The following is a 20,581-nucleotide window of genomic DNA, read 5'->3' as shown; positions in this document are numbered from 1 at the left end:
CCCCGCTTGGCCGTCACATGAGGTCTGACAGACTACTGAGGCGCATTCAATAACTTTTTGTATGCTGTGGTGTAAAAGATGGGCAGTGCCCATCTTTTACACCACAGCATACAAAAAGCAAGTTCCCGTCAGGGAACGCGTATGGATATGTGGCATGAGCACGATAAGCATGGGAATCAACCCATTCGAAAGATCGAGCAAATTCAACTTGGATCAAAGAGTATACTGGTAATTTGAGAGCATTGCTGGCGAAAATATAGCCAGAAACTTTAGAAATTACGGCAATTGTGATATTCTTTTTATTAAGCGAGAGAATAACAACAATCGCCATATGATAGATAATAAGCGAGCAATTTAGTACACATATTCCATAAATGATGGGAATTGGAGAAGCATAATGGAGATACTTCCTTCGCATACCATTCATGACCTATCCACACAGCCACAGAAGGAACGACGTCAGGGGGTTATCTCACGTGTACGGCATCGTTTCTTTAAGCAGACCGAGACGGCACAACCCAAACAGAAGACCAGGCCCCTTGGTTTGAATGTCGCCCAGCGCACAGATGTTGGCCGTAAACGTCAACATAATGAAGATAGTGTTGCCTATATTATCCCGAAAGATCAACAGTTACTAGAACGCAAGGGTGCACTCTTTATTGTCGCGGACGGTATGGGTGGACATGCTGCCGGTGAGGTGGCCAGCGAAATCGCAGTTGATACAGTTTGCACGCTCTATTATCAGGATCCAGATACCGATATACCCACAAGTATAACGCGCGCTATTCAATATGCCAATGCGACTATTTATCAGCGCGCCACGGAAAATGCGCAGCATAGTGGCATGGGTACCACCTGCGTGGTCGCGATCTTACGCGGATCCACAGCCTATATTGCCAATGTTGGTGATAGCCGCGCCTATCTAGTCCATCGCGGCCACGTCCGACAAATTTCACAGGACCATTCATGGGTCTCGGAACAGGTTCGTATGGGACAAATGTCAGAGGAAGAAGCGCAGATGCACTCGATGCGCAACATCATTACACGCTCCCTCGGACCCTTTCCAGAAGTAGAAGTAGATGTTTTTGTGGAACAGGTTGAAGAGGGCGACGCTATGGTTCTCTGTAGTGATGGCCTCTGTGGCATGATTAACGATCAGGAAATCACCAGTATCGTGGAACAATTTGGTCCACAGGAGAGTGTATATCGCCTGGTGGAATATGCGAATGCTCAGGGAGGTATCGATAACATCACGGCTATCGTTGCGCGTGTCTATCAACGCTAAGTACAACCAGCCCAGGACAAACGCCTATAAACACCAGCATTGCTGGCGCGCAGACCAGAACTTATGCTGGATCATGGTGCTACTTTATTTGTGATAATAACACATCAACGCGCCGTACTATTTGTAAATGCTCTGACTTTTTGGCTTCACTCCTGACTTGTTCAAGTACTGCGCTAGCTTGTTGTGGTTGACTACGTAGCAGCGTAATCTGGGCCAACGCCAACTGCCCCTTCATGCGCACCTCTGCCTCCACTCCCAGTTCTAATGCCCGCTCAATATCTTGTTGCGCATGTGACAACAACAGGATGCGCCTCTGCTTCTCCAGATTTTCCGACATGGACTGAGCGATGCGTAAATTACCAAGGGCCACCAATGCCTGACCAATACACGGTGCATTGTGCATAGCACGGGCCGTGGAGAAGGCGGTGTATATACAGCTGGCCGCCCCTTGCAAATTACCACGCTCCTGCAATATGCCAGCCAGACCGGAGTTCCATTTACTCATATACTGTGGATCTTCCAGCAGACTATTAAGTTTTAATGCACTGTTATATTGTTTCTCAGCCTCATCTAAATTACCAACAGCAGCGCCCAGTTCACCAAGGTTACTATGGACCAGGGATAATAAAGCCAGGTCTCGCATTTGCTCAGCCCGATTCAAAGCCAGCCTGAGCGCGGCAGCCGCCTGCTCATACTCGGCCATTTTCAGATGGATAAAACCAATATTACACGAGAGATGGGCAATCTGCCGTAACTCACCCGAATGCTCAAAAAAGGCCAGCGCTTGATTCTGATATTCCAGCGCCAGACTGAGTTGTCCCATGTCGACCACAATCGCACCGATATGCCGCTGGATCCGACCAAGCAGATCTGGATCACCATCGATAATGCGTTGAATCTGGGTTTTGCTCCGACCGGATGGCGCTGGAGCGATACTCTGCTTCTGGCTGGCTTCAAACAACGAAGCCGCCTGCTGCATACTATCCAGAGCCCGATCATACAGACCTTCGGACTGATAGATATTCCCTCTGGTATAGTAGAGCCGTGCCCAAACAGGACCGCCAGCGATGCCAGCACTGGTCAAAAGCTGTTCTCCATGATACAGACACTCCCAGGCACGACGTATATCGCCCCGATAACGCCAGGTCCAGCTGATTTGATCCCAGAGCAAGGCCTGAATGCGGGCTTCCTCTTGCGGTTCAACGGTAGCTTGCTTATAACGACGCCTCAGTTCCAGAATACCCATAAAAATGTCGCAGACCTTGCCATAGTTGCCACCACTATTCACAGTACATTCAGCCAGACGCTCTAATAGAGAAATCAGGCGCGGCACTTCAGACTCTACCTGGACGGTTTCCAGGTAATCAACAACTTTCTGATAATGGGTGGCCGCATCTGCATACGCAGAGATGACATAGGCATTATTCCCGGCCAGCTCAGCATAGTGGGCAATCTTCTCAGCGTCGGCACCTGCTCTCTCCAGATGGATGGTGACTGTGGCGGCTACATCCTCTTCACGACCCTTATTCATGTAGAGGATGGCGTCAGCGGCCCGTCGATGCAGGCGCGCACGACGCATAGAGGATAGGCCTTCCTCATAGAGATAGGTGACGAGTAAAGGATGCCAGAAGTGATAGGTGATACGCGTACCACTACCTTCATCGGTAAGAACCTTAGCCTCCAATGCCTCTTCTAACAATGGCAGGATAACATCATCTTCATCAATATCTGAGCCTGTTTCCATCATGCACACAATCGGTAACTCAAATGAGCCTCCGAGGACAGCAGCATGAGCGAGCAATTCACGGCACTTTGGCTTAAGATGCTTCATACGATAGCCAAGTGCCTCGGTGATTGTCACCGGCAAGGTCTCCTTCGGCGACCGTGCCAGTTCCTCTGCGAAGAAGGGGTTACCAGCGGCATAAGTTTGAATATGCGTGACTGTTTCTTCAGATAGGTTCGAGAGACTGGTCACCAGGAGCTTGATCTGTTCAGGGGAAAGCGGCTCAATATCCAGGGTTCTAATGGTATGTTCCCGCTGCATCTCCAGGATAAGTTTGCGCAATGGATGCGAGTTATCCTTTGGAATCTCGCTCTCACGGCAGGTGGCGAAAAACACGATGGGATAGCCCGTGAGCTGGCGTGCAAGATGTCCGAGCAGTTCATAACTACTTACATCAGCCCACTGGATATCGTCCAGCACAATCATCAGGGGCCCGTTCTCACTGGTCTTTTTAAGAAGGTCGCAGACCGCATTATAGAGGACATATCTGGCCTGTTCTGGAAGCAGCATGTGTGGTGTCAGATCAGGATGGATGTCAGGTGGCAGCAGGTCCAGCAGCCCAGGTAAGGTTGAAAGGGCACGCAGGGATTCCATGCCAAGTAGCGACACGACGTTGGTGCTGGCACCTAATATCTTGCGCAGCGCTTCAATCCAGACACGGTAGGGGACGCCGCTCTCCTGGTTGTAGATATGATTCCAGATGACACTCCAGCCGCTGCGCTGGGCGTCTCGTCCCAGTTCCTCGGCGAGACGCGTTTTTCCGATGCCGGCATCACCTTTCAGGAAAAGCAATTGTGGCTGGCGCTGCGTGTCTAGCGGGATACTACCAACCCGGCGTGAACTTCCCAGTTGCAGCCGGGCATTTCGCTCAACATGCTGCAACATGGTGCGTAACAACTGCAATTCAGCATCTCGACCAATCAATGTACCTGCATGGGCACGTCCTATTGGCTCACTCAGGGGTGAAGTGATGGCCCGATGCCTGAAACGTAAAATGGGAGAGGGATTGGCAAGACTATCTGGCGGCGGCTGGATGGACTCCGAGGTCAGGGGGAGCGGTAAGGCGGCAAATATATTTCTGTCTGGCAGTCCTTCACCTGAACGGACCACTTGATACAAGTTGAGCGTCTCTGGGGCTGGGGTGGCTTTATAATCACGCAATAGCGTGTTCTCAAAACGCTGATATGCCCGTAAGGCTTCACCACGGCGCTTCAGATACATCAACGAAATCATCAACTGCTGGATCGCCAGTTCATTGGTGGGATCTTTGACAAGTAAACTATTGAGCACGTTGATGGCCTGCGCGTATTGGTTGTGCGCCATATGCCAGTTGGATAGCGTCAATAAGAGCTCGATCCACTTGCGGCGTAGCGCCTGCCGCCGGGTCATAACCCATTCAGCGCTACGCTCTTCAGGCAGGAAATCCCCACTATAGAGCGTAATGGTTTTTTGCAAGAGCTCTTCATAAGCTGGCGACTGGCTATCGGCCAGTTCGACCTGTTGCGCCAGTTTCTCAAACTCATCCACATCAATCCAGACACGCTCTTGCTCACCCAGGATAAACCAGTCTCCATCTGTCCTGAAACGCTCAACTTGATCCGACTGCGAGGTCTGTCCCGGTTTTACTGATGGATGTCCCAGAACTTTCCGTAGCACATTCAAGGTCTTATTCAAGGCACTTCTAGCTGCGGTCAGATCATCGTCAGGCCAGAGGGCCGCGATAGCCTGCGACCTGGTTGAGCGCCGGTCTGGACAACAAATCAAATACGCCAGCAAGGCCCGTACGGAACGCTGCTGCCAGGCGGCTTCATCGATGACATGCCAGCTACGATTTTTCAATTTGCTACGAGCCTGCCCGCGCTTCTCTAACCGAAACTGGCCCAGGGTCGAAATGCGTAGCACCACATTATCCGCAGCAGTTTCCTGAGGTGTACGAACCGATGGGTGTAAGGCCACAGCGCTATCACCCGAAGGCGTTAAAGAGGCCTCTGGATAACTTTGCACCTCAGAGGGAAGTTCTTTTCCAATATAGGTGCGTGTAGTCTGCCCGTTCACCGTCTGGTAAGCATACCAATATGGACCATGTCCAATCCCCTCCCGACATCTGCGACACCGTGGCTTACCACAATACGTCACTTGCTGATGATAAGTGATCTTATTAACTTGCTGGGTCATGCCACACGCTCCTCTTTCAGATCCATATCTGCTTTGTTAGCCACAAATCTCTGTTAGTGCCAAAGTCTTCTCAGGATAGCCGACGCAAGAGCTTAATACGCCTCAACTAATGAAGGTATCATATTATTTCAAAATCATCAATATTTCCGAGGGCCAATCTTGTTATAATGGCGCCGGATGGTGGACATTATTCACATATGAAGATCTATCTTCTTATCCTATAAAACAATTTTACTACTATTTTGTAGAAAAATACAAAAAATAGGAGCTATTATTTCAGACGTAGTACATTGTACTTTGATCAAATGTCTTTTTTGTGCAACGGCAGATCACAGCAAGGTGGAAGCATGGGGTGGACTGGGGTATGATAATGGTTGCGGGCTTTGTTTGTGGGAAGTTTATGAATGGAGAAATTATGGGTGAAGAGGAAATAGTGCTGGCGGGCGGTAATGTGTCGCGGGTGATTCGGATTGGGGAGACGGTGCGGCGCACAATGGGTCCGTGGAGTTCGACGGTACATCACTTGCTTCTCCACCTTGAGGGCAACGGCTTTGCGGCGGCACCACGCTTTCTGGGTATAGATTCACAAGGGCGTGAAATATTATCTTTTATTGCTGGCGCGGTGGGACATTATCCTTTACCACCTGCGTTCTGGTCTGATGAGGCTCTGACAAAGATAGCGGATATGCTGCGAGAGTTCCACGCTATTACAACGTATTATGTATCGCCGCAGGAGGCTCAATGGCAGATTACCTATGCGGATGTGACCAGACATGAGGTGATCTGTCACAATGATGTGGCTCCATATAATATGGTTTTTCGGAACAATATTCCGGTGGCTTTGATTGATTTTGATACGGCTGGTCCTGGACCACGGGTATGGGATCTGGCGTATGCGGCGTATCGTTTTGTGCCATTGCTGCATAGCGGTGACGATGAACTACGCTCGACTGGTTTGCTAGAACCAGAGGTCCAGGCCAGGCGTTTGAAGCTTTTTTGTACGACCTATGGCTCAATCGAACCAATGTCAGTGCTGTTGATGGTGGAAGAACGGCTACAACATCTGTGTAATCTGATCATCACACGTGCCGAGGCTGGTGATCAAGCCTTCCAAAAGATGCTGGCGGAAGAACATCTGGTCAACTATCAACGCGAGATTGCGGCTCTGCCTGGGCAAATAAAAAATCTTCAGCCTTATCTTTAAGTTCAGCCACAGGCTGGTTGGGATTGGCTGCCAGGAAGCAGAGCTACAATTCTAGCCAGCTATTGATAGCTTTCAACATACGCTCCGTCCATAATCCATGACCCTCCCCAGGATCTTCAAATTGAAATTTCAAGAAGTCGATGGCATGGATGGCTGAATAAAAATTAACAACCTGCCGCTGCTGCTCCGTTATCTGCCAGCAACGGCATAGCTCTTCTACATAGAAAAGTCCAGGTTCTCCCACATCACTCAATACGCCGGTCTGTGTCAGGCTGAGATTGAATAGAGGATCTCCGTAGCAGACACAGTCAAAGTCTATACAGCCTTGCAAGCGGCCATGCTGGATCAAAACATTTTTGGTGGTCAGATCATCAAGAAAACAGGTGGGAGGAACATGCTCAAGATAAGCCTCAAACTGGCTGAGCTTGTTGCCGATATCTGGCATCTTCTCTCCAAGAGGACCTTGACGCACAACCGACAGCGACTTATACACGGCGTCTTTTATCAACTGTAGCCATGAGGCATAAGGACCCTCTCCACCAATCGCAACAAATCCATAACCACGTCCAGGCGCGAGCGCCATCACTTTGTGCTGAAACGAGACAATCTGTTGCGCCAACACCGTCATCTGCTCATGACTCATTGCAGCCAGCTCGTAGCGCAGATCACGACCAGGAATTTTATCCAGCAACATGTAGCCAAACGGGACATGTGTCATTGTCAGGTCAGTAGTAATTATATGGGGAACTGGAAGACCCAATCGCGCCAGAAGCGTGATGTTGCGCTCAGTATGCGCAAAAACAGAAGCATTATGATGCGTACGCACCATTATATGCCGCTCAGGCAACTGTACATCATACGTCAGGCTATTATGCCCAAAATTCATATGCCTGACCGCTAGTACATCAACGTCCAATACATCCCTGACCAGATCACTTATCGCTTGCTCTTCCACAAAACGAAACCTGCATTCTTTTTATTTGTTATGATACTATCTGCTATTTTGATCTATAATATCATAGCTTCTGCCCAAAACATATATAAATTGGATATTGCAGATGATATTCATCCCACTCTTGCATCGCTGAACTCAAACAGCCGTCAAAGTAATCAGAACTATAATGAAAGTAGGCCATGCATACTTCTTTAAATGACTGCAAGACAGCCGTGAGATTCGTTGCCATAAGCGAGCCAATACGGCCACCCCATTTGCCCACAGGCAATTTTACTACCTTTTTATGCACATTGATCGCGCCAGCCGCCTGCAATAATTCATCAATGGCACTGGCCGGAAGAAGCTCACTGCGATTCATAGTTGCCAGTTGAGCCATATTCTCCATGAGCTGGGCGGTCATGGGTCCCATGGATGTAAGCTGCTCACCACTGGCATCAACCAGCTCGATCCATCCTCCAGGAATAGCAATGTGTAATAGCCTGCTTATAACTATAGGCCATTCCTGAGCGGTAAGAGAACTGATCAGGAAACGCTGATGGATATAGTCAAATGTACCTGGCGCAAACGGCAAATCCTGCCGTATATCGCCTTGAATCAGGCGATAATTCGCAGGCATGTCTGCCCGTGTGACGAGTTCTATATCCAGCCCATAAATTTTTGTTTCAGGAAAATCGCGGGCTATTTCACAGCCCCAAAAATTTGTCCCACTACCAACATCTAAAATCATATGTGGCTGCTGCGTGACTCCAATCGGGGCCAGATAATTGCCACCCAGCGCTGTACGCAAAATAAAGTGCTGAAAATCCAGGCGCTTTATTTCATTGGCATTTTTAGAACATCTATAAGGTATGCTTGAAGATCCTGACAACATTCCTTTTCCCCCTGCTACACCCCAAACAGCCCGGTCGCTAGTTGCCTGTTTGCCAGGCCGAAATCCAAACATAAAGGCGAAGCCTTTCGTGATAGCATACATACTACACGTTTTTACTGTAAAGATTATAAGGCCCTACATGCAAAAATCATATGTAAATTTCATCAAAAAAACATTAATATAGCGCTAAAATCATAAGAGGGTGTTTTGCTATGTATATCTCTTGTTTAACATAAACAAGAGATATACATAGCAAAAATTGCAAGATACTGATGATAAGCCCGCTACGCGAGAGAGAGAGGGGGGAAGAACCAGGGCTGTGCCCTGGAACCCAGTCAGGCCTGCACCCCTGCTTCTGGGGGGCTCAAGGCGTAGCCCTGGAACCCAAGTCAGGGGATTGCTATCTCCTGCACCCCTGCTTCTCATATTTTGTTATAGGCAGGATATTTGTACAGTTCGTTGCCTGGGGCCATCGAGCTCGACTAGCACGATCCTTTGCCAGATACCAAGTAGCAGGCGACGATTGGTATAAGGGATGACCAGAGAAGGCCCGATTAAAGATGATAGGATATGGTCGGGCGCATGTTCTGGATCATGGGGATGGCGATAGTTGAGATCGGGTTGGATAGCTCTCAGGGCATTCAGAAAATCCAGGTCCGTACCGGGATCAAGGTCTGCTGTTGTAATGGCACAGGTGGTATGGGAAACAAAGAGTATGCACATACCGCTATCATTTTTTGATTGCTGTACATATTCTTCAACTGTGTCGGTGATATCTTTGATTTCGTCTTTTTTCTGGGTACGGATATTTAATGTTTTCATTTGGGTATCGATATACTGCTCCTTTACAAGTACTATCGTTTTGTCGGGTATAGAAATTATACTTTGTTATAGCAAAAATAGTCTTTAATTGCGGATACGAGCAGTTTACCAAAAATGTAACAAGGGCTGTCCAGGTTCGATTACGGCGGCTCTGATTACATACTGCCACACCTATTGTTTATAGTGCGCAAGGACGGTTTCGGCGAGTTCAATGATCTGCTGTTTCAATGCAACAGGTTCAAGCACTTCGACTTGAGCACCAAAACTCAGGATGAAGGCACATGCCTCGCTATCATTATCGAAGCGCAGATGCAGGGTGGTCCAGCCCTGCGTATCAACGATCTCTGTTTGCTCGATCCTGAATAGTCGACTGGATCCATAGACACGTGGCAGGGCTTCAGGGGCTACGCGCACACTGGAGTGGTAGCAGCGCAAGGTAGACGTGAAATTCTTTGAGGATTGGGCCCAGAAGGCAGCCAGATCAAAATCAGGTGGACGTACGGCTACTTGCTCTAGCAGTTGAACAGACTGGATACGGGATACACGATAACTGCGTATCTGTTCATCTATGGCGGCCACAAAATACCAGGTGTTGCCCTTGGCCACTAAGCCGAGAGGATCGGCCAGGCGCTCTACACAGTTATCACCACGTAAATAGGTGAAGCATATCTTGCAGCCTTGCCATAGCGCCTGCTGGAGAAATGGGAGGGCCGGAATAGCCTCTTCGCGGTTATGCCAGCCACTGGCATCAATATGGATGCGCTGACTGACATACTCGGCGTCTCTGCGCTGGATGGCAGGTAGTACAGCTAACAATTTGATCAGGGCCGCCTCAGAGGCTTTATGTAAGCCCAGATCATTTAAGAGATGCGAGGGCTGGGCCAGGAAAAGAGACTGGATCTCTGGCTCGGTCAGGCCAGTCAGATTGGTCCGATATTCTTCGAGCAAGCTCCAACCGCCACCCGTTCCACGCTCGGCTACGACTGGGATGCCAGAAATACTGAGCGCCTCCATATCTCTATGGATGGTACGCTCAGACACCTCCAGTCGCCGCGCCAATTCATGGGCGGTCATCTTGCGGTATACTTGCAAGAGCAACATAATAGATAACAGGCGATCTGCACGCATAGTATACTCCCTGCACTGGCATACTTGTATCTTTACAATCTTAACTCTAACCTACAAATATGACAACTAATGTCATGAATGATCCAGAGTTTAAGCAACTATGCTTGTATTTATCGAGTGTGTTACTATTATCAAGGATGCAAGCCCGCATATCTTTTAAAGGATGGAATATATACGTGAGTAATACAGAGATCCAACAAAGCGAATTATGGGAAGTTTCGCGCCAGTTGATCGGCTTTGATACGGTCAGCGCACATAGTAATCTAGAGGCAGTGCATTATCTTGAGGGCTATCTAAAAGAGATGGGCTTTAATGTAAAGGTAATTGTAGATCAGGTGGATGGCGTTGACAAAGCCTCTGTGCTGGCCTGGTATGGTCCTGCGGTAAGTAATGGCCTGATGATCTCGGGACATATTGATGTGGTTCCTTTTGATGGTCAACCAGGTTGGAAAACAAATCCACGGGTAATGCAGACCGATGGCAAGCGCATCTATGGGCGTGGTACGGCCGATATGAAGATTGCGATGGCCCAGGCACTGGTCGCGGCTAAGCAGGTAATAAAACAACAACAGGACTTCAAACGACCTCTGCTCTTTATTTTTACCTATGATGAAGAGGTAGCGGGCCAGGGTTCCGGTAAATTAATCAAGATCCTGCCACAGTTCTTTAAAGAGACGCTACCAATGCCTGAAGTGGCCTTGATCGGTGAGCCGACCGACTTTGAGATTTTTCCAGCTCATAAAGGATACGCGACCTTTGATCTGGTGGTACACGGTAAAGGTGGCCATAGCAGCGTGCCTAAAAAAGGCTTGAACGCGATTGAGAAGATGGGCGATGTGATTCGCATTATCTCTGAGATCGACACGGAACTTGAGGAACGGATTACAGCCGAGAATATCGAACTCTTCCCCGAATGCCCTCCTTCGGCCTTTAACTGCGGTATCATCAATGGGGGTCTGGCTGGCAATATGATCGCCGACACCTGTCGCTTAAAAATGAGTCTGCGTGTCTCGCCAGGCGATAGTTCAGAGGAGATCATTGGTACCTTAAAGGAGCGCATCGAAGATAGAGTTGCCCGTAAGATGCGCGAGTTTGCGCCGGACTGTGATGTGGTTATTGAAAATCTTCATTCGACTCCACCAATGAAATCACCAATGCAGAGTTCATTAAGCGCCTTGCTCAGTCGTGTGATGGAGAAGCAGGTAGTGCATGGTGCTCCTTATGGGACCGATGCAGGTAACTTCCAGCACCTGGGTATCAACTCGTATATCTGTGGCCCTGGCGCTCTGTCCGAGGCACACCAGCCAAATGAGAGCATTCCTGTTGAACATTTTTTGAGCGGCCAGGAAAAATTGGAGCAAATTATTGCAGCCTGGTGCGTTAAAGATGAGGGAACCCATTAAGGGGACAGGTTTGTAGGATAAAAGAAAAGGACCACTTGATGAAGTGGTCCTTTTCTGGTGGCTCCCCGAATAGGACTCGAACCTATAACCGATCGGTTAACAGCCGATTGCTCTACCATTGAGCTATCGAGGAATGTGTGCTCTTTGATGAAAATAATAATAAACGTTCGAGCTTTTTTTGTCAATACTTTTTTGGACTTTTTTTTTACTAACTTTTGGCTATCTATAAGATTTTATTTTTGACACCTCGCGCCCATGGCGCTCGCCATCTTCTAGGTGTGGAGTGTGTGTGGTGCGCGGCTGCAGCCGCGCACCACACACACTCCACACCTAGAAGATGGCGTCGCAGACGCCAAAAAGGAACATGAAAAAGCCCTGCTTATATGGTGCAAAACTTGCCTTTTTCAGGCCGTAGGTATACTTTTAGTAGATGAGCCCAAATGACCATACCTGGCTTGCTCCTGGCAGGAAAAGGGGAGATAGTGGTATGGAATATATACTCTATAGGATTGGTACTAACGTGAACAGCTCAGAAAAAAACTTGCCCTCGCTAATGAATGCATATCTGGATGATGACACAACTCTGCTGGTAGCACTCACTGCTGGCATTCCTCTACCTTATGCGACGAGCAATGTTACCGTCACAGATACGACCAGCGGCCAGCAGCTTGAGGTGGCTGCGCTTAAAAACGCGCATAGCTATCATGCCACGGTGGTTGGGGATCTACAAAAACTCTTGGGGGCCTCCAATAATTGGAATACTGAGGATGAGCATACACTCCTGAAAGAAGTAAACCCTAATCTGTATCAATATACGGCGACCCTTCCTGCCGGTGAGTATCATTATAAGATAGCTTTTAATAATAGTTGGAGCGATGTAATCCCACATACAAACATTAATTTGAGTATTCCTGCGGACAATACTGAAGTCACTTTTTCGTATGTGCCATTTGATGTACAGGTGCAACAACCTCAGGTCTATGACTCTATTAATACCCCTAATGCGATCTTACCTTCTGCTATTGATGTGACCACAAACCTATTAGCAATAACCTTAGCTACGACTCCCGATGTGAGCCACACGTTGATGCTAAAATTACATGGCATGTCAGAGGTGCCAATTATTCCACGTAAGATCCTGAACGCGGAACGCTATACCTATAATGGGAATGATCTGGGATGCACTCTGAGTGAAGATGGGACCAACTTTCGCCTCTGGGCTCCAACGGCGCCCGATGTACAGTTGCTTCTCTTTGAGAGCGAGACTGGTCCGATTAGTCAACAAATATCCATGCAGAGAGCCGAGCAGGGAACATGGCTGGCCAGTATTCCCAATTCCTTAGAAAACTGGTATTACCTCTACCTGATCACGGTCCAGGGAAAAACCCATACCGTGGTTGATCCATATGCACGGGCCCTGGCGGTCAATGCAAGCAGAACCATGATTGTTGATCTGGCTAAAACACAGCCTGAGGGTTGGGAGAATGACCGGCCCGTGCAGCTGAATAATCCTGTTGACGCGATCATTTATGAACTACATATACGCGACTTCTCAATCCATGAAAGCTCAGGCATGCTTCATCGAGGAAAATTCCTGGCCTTCACCGAGCGTACTAGCAGTAGTCCAGATCAACTTTCGACCGGCATCAGTAGCTTGAGTGATCTGGGTGTGACGCATGTTCAGGTGCTACCGGCCTATGAATTTGCCACGGTTGATGAGTTTAAAGAGTATCAATATAACTGGGGTTATGATCCACGCAACTATAATGTACCCGAAGGGGCATATGCAACCACACCTCATGGAACAGCCAGGATTACTGAGTATAAGCAGATGATTAAAAGTCTCCATGATGAACAACTGGGTGTGGTAATGGATGTCGTCTATAATCACACCTTTGCGATTATGGATTCAGATTTCGATAAGATTGTGCCACAGTATTACTATCGTACCGATGCCTTTGGACAGTATACCAATGGTTCAGGAATTGGCAATGAGATTGCCAGTGAGCGTCCAATGGTGCAGAAGTTTATTCGTGATTCGCTGATCTATTGGATGCAGGAATATCACGTCGATGGCTTCCGCTTTGATTTAATGGCGTTGCTGGGAGTAGCACCGATGCGTCAGATCTCTCAAGAGCTTTTTAAGCAAAATCCTCATGTGCTTCTCTATGGTGAACCATGGACTGGAGGCGCTTCAGCCTTGCCAGATCAACAATTGCTTTTAAAGGGGAAACAACAGGATCTGGGTATTGGGGTCTTTAATGATAATCTACGTAATGCGCTCACTGGCAGCGTCTTTTCACGCGAGGCAAAGGGCTTTGCAACCGGTGATCCCAGTCTGGTTGATGCGGTGGAGCGCGGTGTGGTTGGGAGCATCTTCGATTTTACGGCCCACCCTTCCGAAAGCATCAACTATGTATCCAGCCACGACAACTTCACCCTCTGGGATAAAATCACTGCCAGTAATGCTCAGGCCAGCGAGTCAGATCGTATTAAGATGGATAAACTGGCACAGGCTATTATTATGACATCACAGGGAGTCCCATTTTTCCAGGGTGGTGAAGAATTTCTCCGTACAAAAGGTGGCAATGATAATAGTTATAATGCGGGTGATGCAGTCAATCAATTCGACTGGACCCGGAAAGCATTCCATAAAGATGTCTTTGAATACTATAGAGGGCTTATTCGTCTACGCAAAAACCATCCCGCCTTCCGTATGCAGACATCCGAGGAGATTCAGGCACATCTGAAGTTGATGGATAGTCCATCTGGCACCTTGATTTTTCAACTTGGTCCATACGCCAATCAAGATAGTTGGAAACAGATTCTGGTCATCTATAATCCTACAACTACCACAATTCCACTCAAGATACCAACTGGTACCTGGACACTGGTTGGTAGCAGCGAGTTGATCAGTGAGCAAGGCATACGCCAGGTTTCCAGCCTGCTAGAGGTTCCTGGTATCTCTTGCTTGATTCTCTATCAGGCCTGATCCGCCCGCTTTTCGTACTGTGGGGTAGGTATACAGACAGCCATATATCCACCCCCACAGTATGATGGTAAAGAGTAGGGAGATAGCATCGTTTTATTGAGAGATATAGGCGTTCACAACTTCTTGATCGAGCAATGTGTAGGTAGCAGTAACGGGCGAGAGGTAGACCTGGCCGACGGCGGCGGCACGGATGGCAGTGCGTAGATCTGTGGCCTGCGCATTTTTGAGGAGGTAGCCGATTGCACCCGCGCGAATAGCTTTGATAATATCCAATCCATTGTGGGTATCCGTTAGAATCAGGACTTCAGTGGTGGGAAGATCCTTCCGGATGATGGCGGTAGCGCTAATACCATCCATGGTTGGTAGTACAGTATCCATCAAGACGACATCTGGCCGCCATTTCAGGGCCTTCTCTATGGCATCCCGACCATCGGTAGCTTCAGCAACTATTTGTAGCTCTTCATCTGGCTGGAGAAGCGCACGTAAACCTGCGCGGATCACACAATAATCATCCACAATCAAAATACGAATCGTCATCAGAGCGCCTCCTGTTCAAGTCAGTTACCTGCTATGGTGTACGTTCTAAATGACAGTAGATTAAAGCATATAATAATGCCTCTGGATTACGCAAGGTGAACAAGCAACCAGTATATTTGATGAAGAAATTATAAGTCTGCTCCACACACAATACGGATATATTGATGCACTGCTATCCCTCTTCTTGCATCTCAATACATGTCAGTAACGTGTACACAAATAGCTATTTCATAGCTGCAATAAATATGGAGGAACCATATGTCCAAAACTACTGATCCTGAAGGACAGGAGCTTATGGAGGCGCGCGCCGAAAATAACACGACACTTGGTGGTGAGGATGTGCATGATACGCGTGTGCGTCGCATTATTGAGCGGGTGCTCTGGTTTATTGGCTTGTGCGTGTTGCTATCATCAGCGTACTTTATTCATCTCCACAAAGGGCCGCTACCCGGCGAGGTAGATTTTTCCCGTGCGGTACAGTCTATTCATTATTGGCCCTGGCTGCTTTCAGTGCTCACCTTCTTCAGTACATTTAACGATATCCAACCCTCAATCATTGAAGTGAGCGTGGTATTCGTCTTCTTTCTGCTAATTCGCTGGTGGAAGGATGCATTCTTCTTTCTTTTAAGTATTGGACTCGGCAATGGACTCAACATTTTAATTGGTGATTATGTGGTACGCCCACGTCCCAGTCCTAAACTGATTCATGTTTATACCCCACTCATGTTTAATAGTTTCCCCTCAGGCCATACGGAGCATGATGTGGTTTTCTATGGTGCATTGCTTTATATCACCTTCACGAAAGATGTTCGCGAGTGGCGTTATCATTGGATTCTTATTCCTTTCCAGATTTTTGCCTTTGCCGCTATTCTGGGCATTGGTTATTCTCGTGTGTTAGAGGGTGAACATTGGCTTAGTGATGTGCTTGGTGGATATCTTTCGGGTCTGTTGTGGTTGTTTTTGATGATTTTTGTGTATCGTTGGGTGACAAATCTCCAACATAAACATCAGTTGAAAAAAGAGGGCATGCGTCAGGAGGCATCTTCCGTGTCTATATAATGAAGATATGTGTTTTGCCTGCGGTGCTCGCCTGTTTTAAACAATAAAACTGTGGAAGGTTGTTGCCTTCCACAGTTTTATTGTTTAAAGCTTAGGGGTTAGAAGCGGCGGAGCAGTAATCGAGGGGATTTGGTTTCTATTTGTTGTTTGACCAGATTGGTGTAAAAACCGTTTTTGAGCAGGAGATCCTGATGGGTGCCACTTTCGACGATGGTTCCCTGGTCCATTACGAGGATCAGGTCGGCGTTGCGAATGGTGCTCAGGCGGTGGGCGATGATAATCTGGGTGCAAGGGACGTGTTCAAGATTTTGTGCCACCATTTGTTCGGTGACGACATCGAGATTACTGGTCGCTTCATCCAGTAGCAGTATGGCGGGTTGGTGGGCGATGGCGCGTGCCAATGAGAGTCGCTGCCTCTGTCCACCGGATAAGGCACTACCACCTTCAGCGACTGGTGTTTCGTAGCCTAAGGGCATTCTACTGATATCCTCGTGGATGGAGGCCATCTGGGCGGCACGTACGCCATATTCTTTATCCAGCTGAGGGTTATTGAAGAGAATATTTTCCATGATGGTGCCACTGAAGACAGTGGATTCTTGTAGGACGACACCAAACTGACGCCGCACTTCTTGATATTGAAGGTTCTGGAGGGGGATGCCATCATAGTAGATCTGCCCTTCTGTGGGGATATATAGACCCAATAGCAGCTTGCCGAGGGTACTTTTTCCTGATCCAGTACGACCAACGATGGCAACTTTCTGGCCAGCCACGATGTTAAGGTTGATCGAATGGAGTACGCGGGGCATTTCAGGCGCATAGCGAAAGCCGACATTTTCTAGTCGAATATAGCCAGCTAGCTTTGGTGGCGATTGGACCGCCTGGGCATGCTGCTCCGGCTCAGCTGTCATGATATCAGCCAGACGATCCAGGTGCGCCTGGACAATCTGGAGCTGCTGGCCACTACTTACTAGCGAGGAGAGCGGCGAGAGAAATGAGGTTGCCAGTGAGCTAAGAGCAAGCATGGTACCAATAGTCAATGAGCCATTGAGAACCTGCGTGGCACCTACCCAGAGCAAGGCTAATGGCGCAAATCCACGTAACAGGAGCAAGGCGGTACTGGCGAAGGTGGAGAGGTAACTTCTGCGAATGGAGATGTTGAGCTGATCAAAGAAAAGATTCGTCCAACGATCGTGGGCGCTATATTCCGCGCCCGCCGCTTTCAGAGTGGCAATACCTGCCAGCGCTTCAGCCATATAACCCTGAGACTTACCTTGTGCGGTCAGTTCCTGGGCGGCCATGCTGGCAATGGGACGATAGACACTCAGGATCAAAATCACTTGCAAAAAGCCAATCACCAGGGCTAGTAGTCCAAACGTGGGGGCCTCCACCAGCAAGATGCAGAGGTAGAGAATCACCATACTCCCATCTAGAAAGGTGGAGATCAGCTGGCCGCTGAGTGTGTCGCGGATAATAGTGTTACTCCCCATACGCGTAAGCAGGTCACCACTGGAGCGCTGTTGAAAGAAACTATAAGGTAAGAGCAGCAGGTGCTCAAAAAAGCTAAGCATCATATGTGTATCAATACGTGCTCGTACATAGATAAGCAACCACTCGCGTAGCAGGGTAATAAAAGCCTGCGAGAACAGCATCATTAACATACCTGCACCCAGTAGAGGCAAGGCATTATTAACATGAAAAGGAATAATTTTGTCAATGATGGTCTGGGTCAGAATGGGCGGAATCAGGCCGAATACCTGAAGTAATAGCGAGGCCAGAATCACCTGCACCAGGGCAGATGGAGCCTGCCGCACAGCCTGGATAGCATACATCTTTAAGGAGAGCGGTGATGAGATTTTACGACGATCAAAATTCATGCCCGGCTCTAGCATCAGCACAATGCCGGTAAAGCCCGCATTAAATTCCTCGGCATCCATCTGCCGACGTCCAGAGGCAGGATCTACAATGGTTACCTGTTCAGGCGTCCAACGCTCAACAATAATAAAGTGGTTGAATTGCCAATGAATAATGGCGGGAAAAGTCACGTCTCTAAAGTCGTTTTTCTGTAAAGCCACGGCACGCGAAATCATGCCCAGGTTACGGGCCGCCTTCACCAGATTCAAGGCCGAAACGCCATCGCGGCCTGCCCCATAGTTTGTACGTAGCTCTGAGATCGAGGTTTGACGACCATGATAACTGAGCACCATCGCCAGACAAGCCAGTCCGCATTCCACCTCACTCATCTGGAGCATCACCGGTACCCGTTTGTGCCATATCTTATTGACAATCGAGCGTCTTAGATATGCAGCAGATTCTTTTTCTCCTTGCTTTTGAACTACCTGTCCCTGTCGTTGTTCGCTGGTATTCATACCCTACGCCCTCACAATACTACCTATACCCGGTAACAACGAGAGAATTCGTTGTGATCCAGTTTTTACATTTGCTACAACTAAACTACCTGCATACGTGGATGTTGGTAGAGCTTTCATTTCTATCAACACGACAATGGATGGCTGTGAGACCACCTGTGCCACCACGCCATAGCGTTGACGAACAAGATTCGGGCTGATCGCGCTGGCTTCAACCTTGATGACTTTACTGGCAAGCTCTTCTTTAGAAGTACCAATATGCACAAGTGCCAGCTGACCAACCCGAATTTGTGCTGCCTGAGTTCCCACCAGGAAAAGCGCAGCCACCGTATTATGCTGGTTAGTTGACCCCGGACTCTCCTGATCCAGAATAATCCCAGGGGCAGTTTGATATATAGGTATCTCTTCGTTCCATGCCAGCACACCGACCAGCACTACAAGTCCGAGCAAAACCCATAATAAAAATGTTACAGGAAAAGGCATAAAGCGGGTTAATGTTGTTTTATCTTTACGCTTTTTATACTGCTTTATTGCCTCATCACGAAAAATTGAAGGAGGTGTCGGCATAATTAAGATCCACCAATATTCAATACTTTATAAATTAGCTACTGATTATAGTATAAGAATTCACCCAAATAACTCTTGTAAGATCATCGTGCACTTCGCATTTATAACTTTTATTCATTTTTCCAATTTTTAGCGCAAAGGAGAAAAATACATCGCGAATGAAGAAAAATGAGTTCATAACAGTGTTTCAAATCAACTCGAGAAGCTATTTTTGTCGCGAGAATATGAATGTTTTATTCACAAATTTCTAGCATAACACTTTAATCCTGCATCTTTATGAAATTTTTTTTATATTCATACATACTCTTTTACCGCATGGTTGTTTTATAGATTTTTATAATGCATTTAGGTACCGGGTTAAAGAAAAGTTTAGTGAATTAGAGAAACAAATGATGCTTTACATAGCAATGTATTAAGACCAAAAACAGGTTCTAATGCTATTGCAGAGTATATGCTTCACGTATCTCTTAGTAAATTTGTGCGGTACCAGAAAATTTCGTATCTTTGCAAGAGCAGAGAGAAAGGATACATAACATGAACACAGAAAACACAATCGAGCTACAGGATGCTGATCTTGAGGATGTAAATGGAGCCTTCGGTGGCCATTGGGGTCATCATCACCACGGTGGCTGGGGCTACGGCGGTGGCTACGGTGGTAGCTTCTACGGTGGCTATGTCGGCGGTGGCTGCGGCTATGTCGGCGGTGGCTGTGGTGGTTACGGTGGTAACTTCTACGGTGGCTACTATGACGGAGGCTGTGGCTATGCCGCTGGTTGCGGTGGACCTGCCATTTATGCTACTGGCTGTAGCGTCTGCTAATAATAGCTTCTGATGACTATAACTACTTTATAGTCGCCTGCTATGAGCACCATTGGTGCCATAGCAGCCCTTAAGGATAACTATGCACAGTTATCCTTAAGGATCTTCAAAAATGAAAAGGACAATCTAGTATGTTTATTGAATTAAATGATAACGAACTGGCGACCATCCATGGTGCGCTTGGTATTGGAACTCCGGTTACTGGCAATTGTGATGGCAGCAATCTGCTCAACATTAATTTAAGCCTTGGCGCTAGCGGCAGTTGTGGCAACGGTAGCAGCGGCCCAGCCTACTATGCTCAGGGCGACGGCGGTTACTGTGGTAGCGGTAGCTACTGGAACCAGGGATATGCCGCTAATCCTGGAGGTTGCTGCGGCGCTCCCAGTTACTACTCGGCCTGCGGTTCCTGCTAATATAGTTAGCCCGAAAAAAGCTATCTAAACTTTACGAGCATACAAGTAATTACCGCTCGCCAAAGTAGCAGCTTAAATCCAGGTACCGCAGCACGGCTCGGATCGTGTTGCGGCACTCACCACCATACATACATCCTCCTCCTCCAATCCCCTGATTCCAGCCTGATATTTCATTTTCCTACGAGTACACATGGAAAAAGCT

Annotated in this window: 15 protein-coding genes and 1 tRNA gene; 7 read left to right on the top strand and 9 right to left on the bottom strand. The window is 47.9% G+C overall.

Annotated elements, in window-relative coordinates:
• Positions 1-397: 397 nt before the first annotated feature.
• Positions 398-1,285 (top strand): Stp1/IreP family PP2C-type Ser/Thr phosphatase, encoded by an 888-nt coding sequence (locus tag EL633_RS31205; RefSeq protein ID WP_126631122.1) that lies wholly within the window; start codon positions 398-400, stop codon positions 1,283-1,285.
• Between the two features lie 79 nt (positions 1,286-1,364).
• On the opposite strand, the gene EL633_RS31200 is transcribed toward EL633_RS31205, so the two are convergent.
• Positions 1,365-5,243, bottom strand: coding sequence for a DUF6788 family protein (locus EL633_RS31200; RefSeq protein ID WP_126631121.1), 3,879 nt, complete (start codon positions 5,241-5,243; stop codon positions 1,365-1,367).
• A gap of 415 nt (positions 5,244-5,658) precedes the next feature.
• Between EL633_RS31200 and EL633_RS31195 the strand changes: the two genes are divergently transcribed.
• Positions 5,659-6,447 (top strand): phosphotransferase, encoded by a 789-nt coding sequence (locus EL633_RS31195; RefSeq protein ID WP_126631120.1) that lies wholly within the window; start codon positions 5,659-5,661, stop codon positions 6,445-6,447.
• 43 nt (positions 6,448-6,490) lie between these two features.
• Here EL633_RS31195 and EL633_RS31190 read toward each other — a convergent pair whose 3' ends face one another.
• From EL633_RS31190 to EL633_RS31175, 4 genes are all read right to left on the bottom strand, one after another.
• Complete coding sequence (locus tag EL633_RS31190) at positions 6,491-7,402, bottom strand: phosphotransferase family protein (RefSeq protein WP_126631119.1); 912 nt, start codon at positions 7,400-7,402, stop codon at positions 6,491-6,493.
• A gap of 61 nt (positions 7,403-7,463) precedes the next feature.
• Positions 7,464-8,273, bottom strand: coding sequence for a class I SAM-dependent methyltransferase (locus EL633_RS31185; protein WP_161982598.1), 810 nt, complete (start codon positions 8,271-8,273; stop codon positions 7,464-7,466).
• A 432-nt stretch (positions 8,274-8,705) separates the two neighbouring features.
• Positions 8,706-9,095, bottom strand: coding sequence for a secondary thiamine-phosphate synthase enzyme YjbQ (locus EL633_RS31180; RefSeq protein WP_126631117.1), 390 nt, complete (start codon positions 9,093-9,095; stop codon positions 8,706-8,708).
• Positions 9,096-9,266: 171 nt separating this feature from the next.
• On the bottom strand, positions 9,267-10,223 hold the full coding sequence (locus EL633_RS31175; RefSeq protein WP_126631116.1) for a helix-turn-helix transcriptional regulator: 957 nt from the start codon (positions 10,221-10,223) through the stop codon (positions 9,267-9,269).
• A 176-nt stretch (positions 10,224-10,399) separates the two neighbouring features.
• Between EL633_RS31175 and EL633_RS31170 the strand changes: the two genes are divergently transcribed.
• On the top strand, positions 10,400-11,626 hold the full coding sequence (locus tag EL633_RS31170) for a M20 family metallopeptidase (protein ID WP_161982597.1): 1,227 nt from the start codon (positions 10,400-10,402) through the stop codon (positions 11,624-11,626).
• A gap of 58 nt (positions 11,627-11,684) precedes the next feature.
• On the opposite strand, the gene EL633_RS31165 is transcribed toward EL633_RS31170, so the two are convergent.
• Positions 11,685-11,759, bottom strand: a tRNA-Asn gene (locus EL633_RS31165).
• A gap of 387 nt (positions 11,760-12,146) precedes the next feature.
• On the opposite strand from EL633_RS31165, the gene pulA reads away from it, so the two are divergent.
• The gene (gene pulA / locus EL633_RS31160; RefSeq protein WP_161982595.1) at positions 12,147-14,618 is read left to right on the top strand and encodes a type I pullulanase; all 2,472 of its coding nucleotides are present in this window, start codon (positions 12,147-12,149) and stop codon (positions 14,616-14,618) included.
• Between the two features lie 93 nt (positions 14,619-14,711).
• On the opposite strand, the gene EL633_RS31155 is transcribed toward pulA, so the two are convergent.
• Positions 14,712-15,155 carry a response regulator gene (locus tag EL633_RS31155; protein WP_126631113.1) on the bottom strand — a complete coding sequence of 148 codons (444 nt, stop codon included), beginning with the start codon at positions 15,153-15,155 and terminating at the stop codon, positions 14,712-14,714.
• A 258-nt stretch (positions 15,156-15,413) separates the two neighbouring features.
• Here EL633_RS31155 and EL633_RS31150 point away from each other — a divergent pair, with 258 nt between their 5' ends.
• A complete protein-coding gene (locus EL633_RS31150) occupies positions 15,414-16,214 on the top strand; it encodes a phosphatase PAP2 family protein (RefSeq protein ID WP_126631112.1) in 801 nt (266 codons plus the stop codon).
• A 98-nt stretch (positions 16,215-16,312) separates the two neighbouring features.
• Here the strand turns inward: EL633_RS31150 and EL633_RS31145 are convergent, their stop codons facing one another.
• The gene (locus EL633_RS31145) at positions 16,313-18,580 is read right to left on the bottom strand and encodes a peptidase domain-containing ABC transporter (protein WP_126631111.1); all 2,268 of its coding nucleotides are present in this window, start codon (positions 18,578-18,580) and stop codon (positions 16,313-16,315) included.
• Between the two features lie 3 nt (positions 18,581-18,583).
• Positions 18,584-19,147, bottom strand: a complete 564-nt coding sequence (locus EL633_RS31140; RefSeq protein ID WP_126631110.1) for a hypothetical protein — start codon at positions 19,145-19,147, stop codon at positions 18,584-18,586.
• Positions 19,148-19,681: 534 nt separating this feature from the next.
• Here EL633_RS31140 and EL633_RS37055 point away from each other — a divergent pair.
• Positions 19,682-19,966 carry a hypothetical protein gene (locus EL633_RS37055; protein ID WP_170216740.1) on the top strand — a complete coding sequence of 95 codons (285 nt, stop codon included), beginning with the start codon at positions 19,682-19,684 and terminating at the stop codon, positions 19,964-19,966.
• A gap of 131 nt (positions 19,967-20,097) precedes the next feature.
• Complete coding sequence (locus EL633_RS31130; RefSeq protein WP_126631109.1) at positions 20,098-20,379, top strand: hypothetical protein; 282 nt, start codon at positions 20,098-20,100, stop codon at positions 20,377-20,379.
• The last annotated feature ends 202 nt before the right edge of the window (positions 20,380-20,581 follow it).

The sequence above is a fragment of the Dictyobacter alpinus genome (assembly GCF_003967575.1).
Classification (GTDB): domain Bacteria; phylum Chloroflexota; class Ktedonobacteria; order Ktedonobacterales; family Ktedonobacteraceae; genus Dictyobacter; species Dictyobacter alpinus.
Note: the sequence above shows the minus strand (reverse complement) of the source record. Positions and strands in the feature narration are given on the sequence as shown.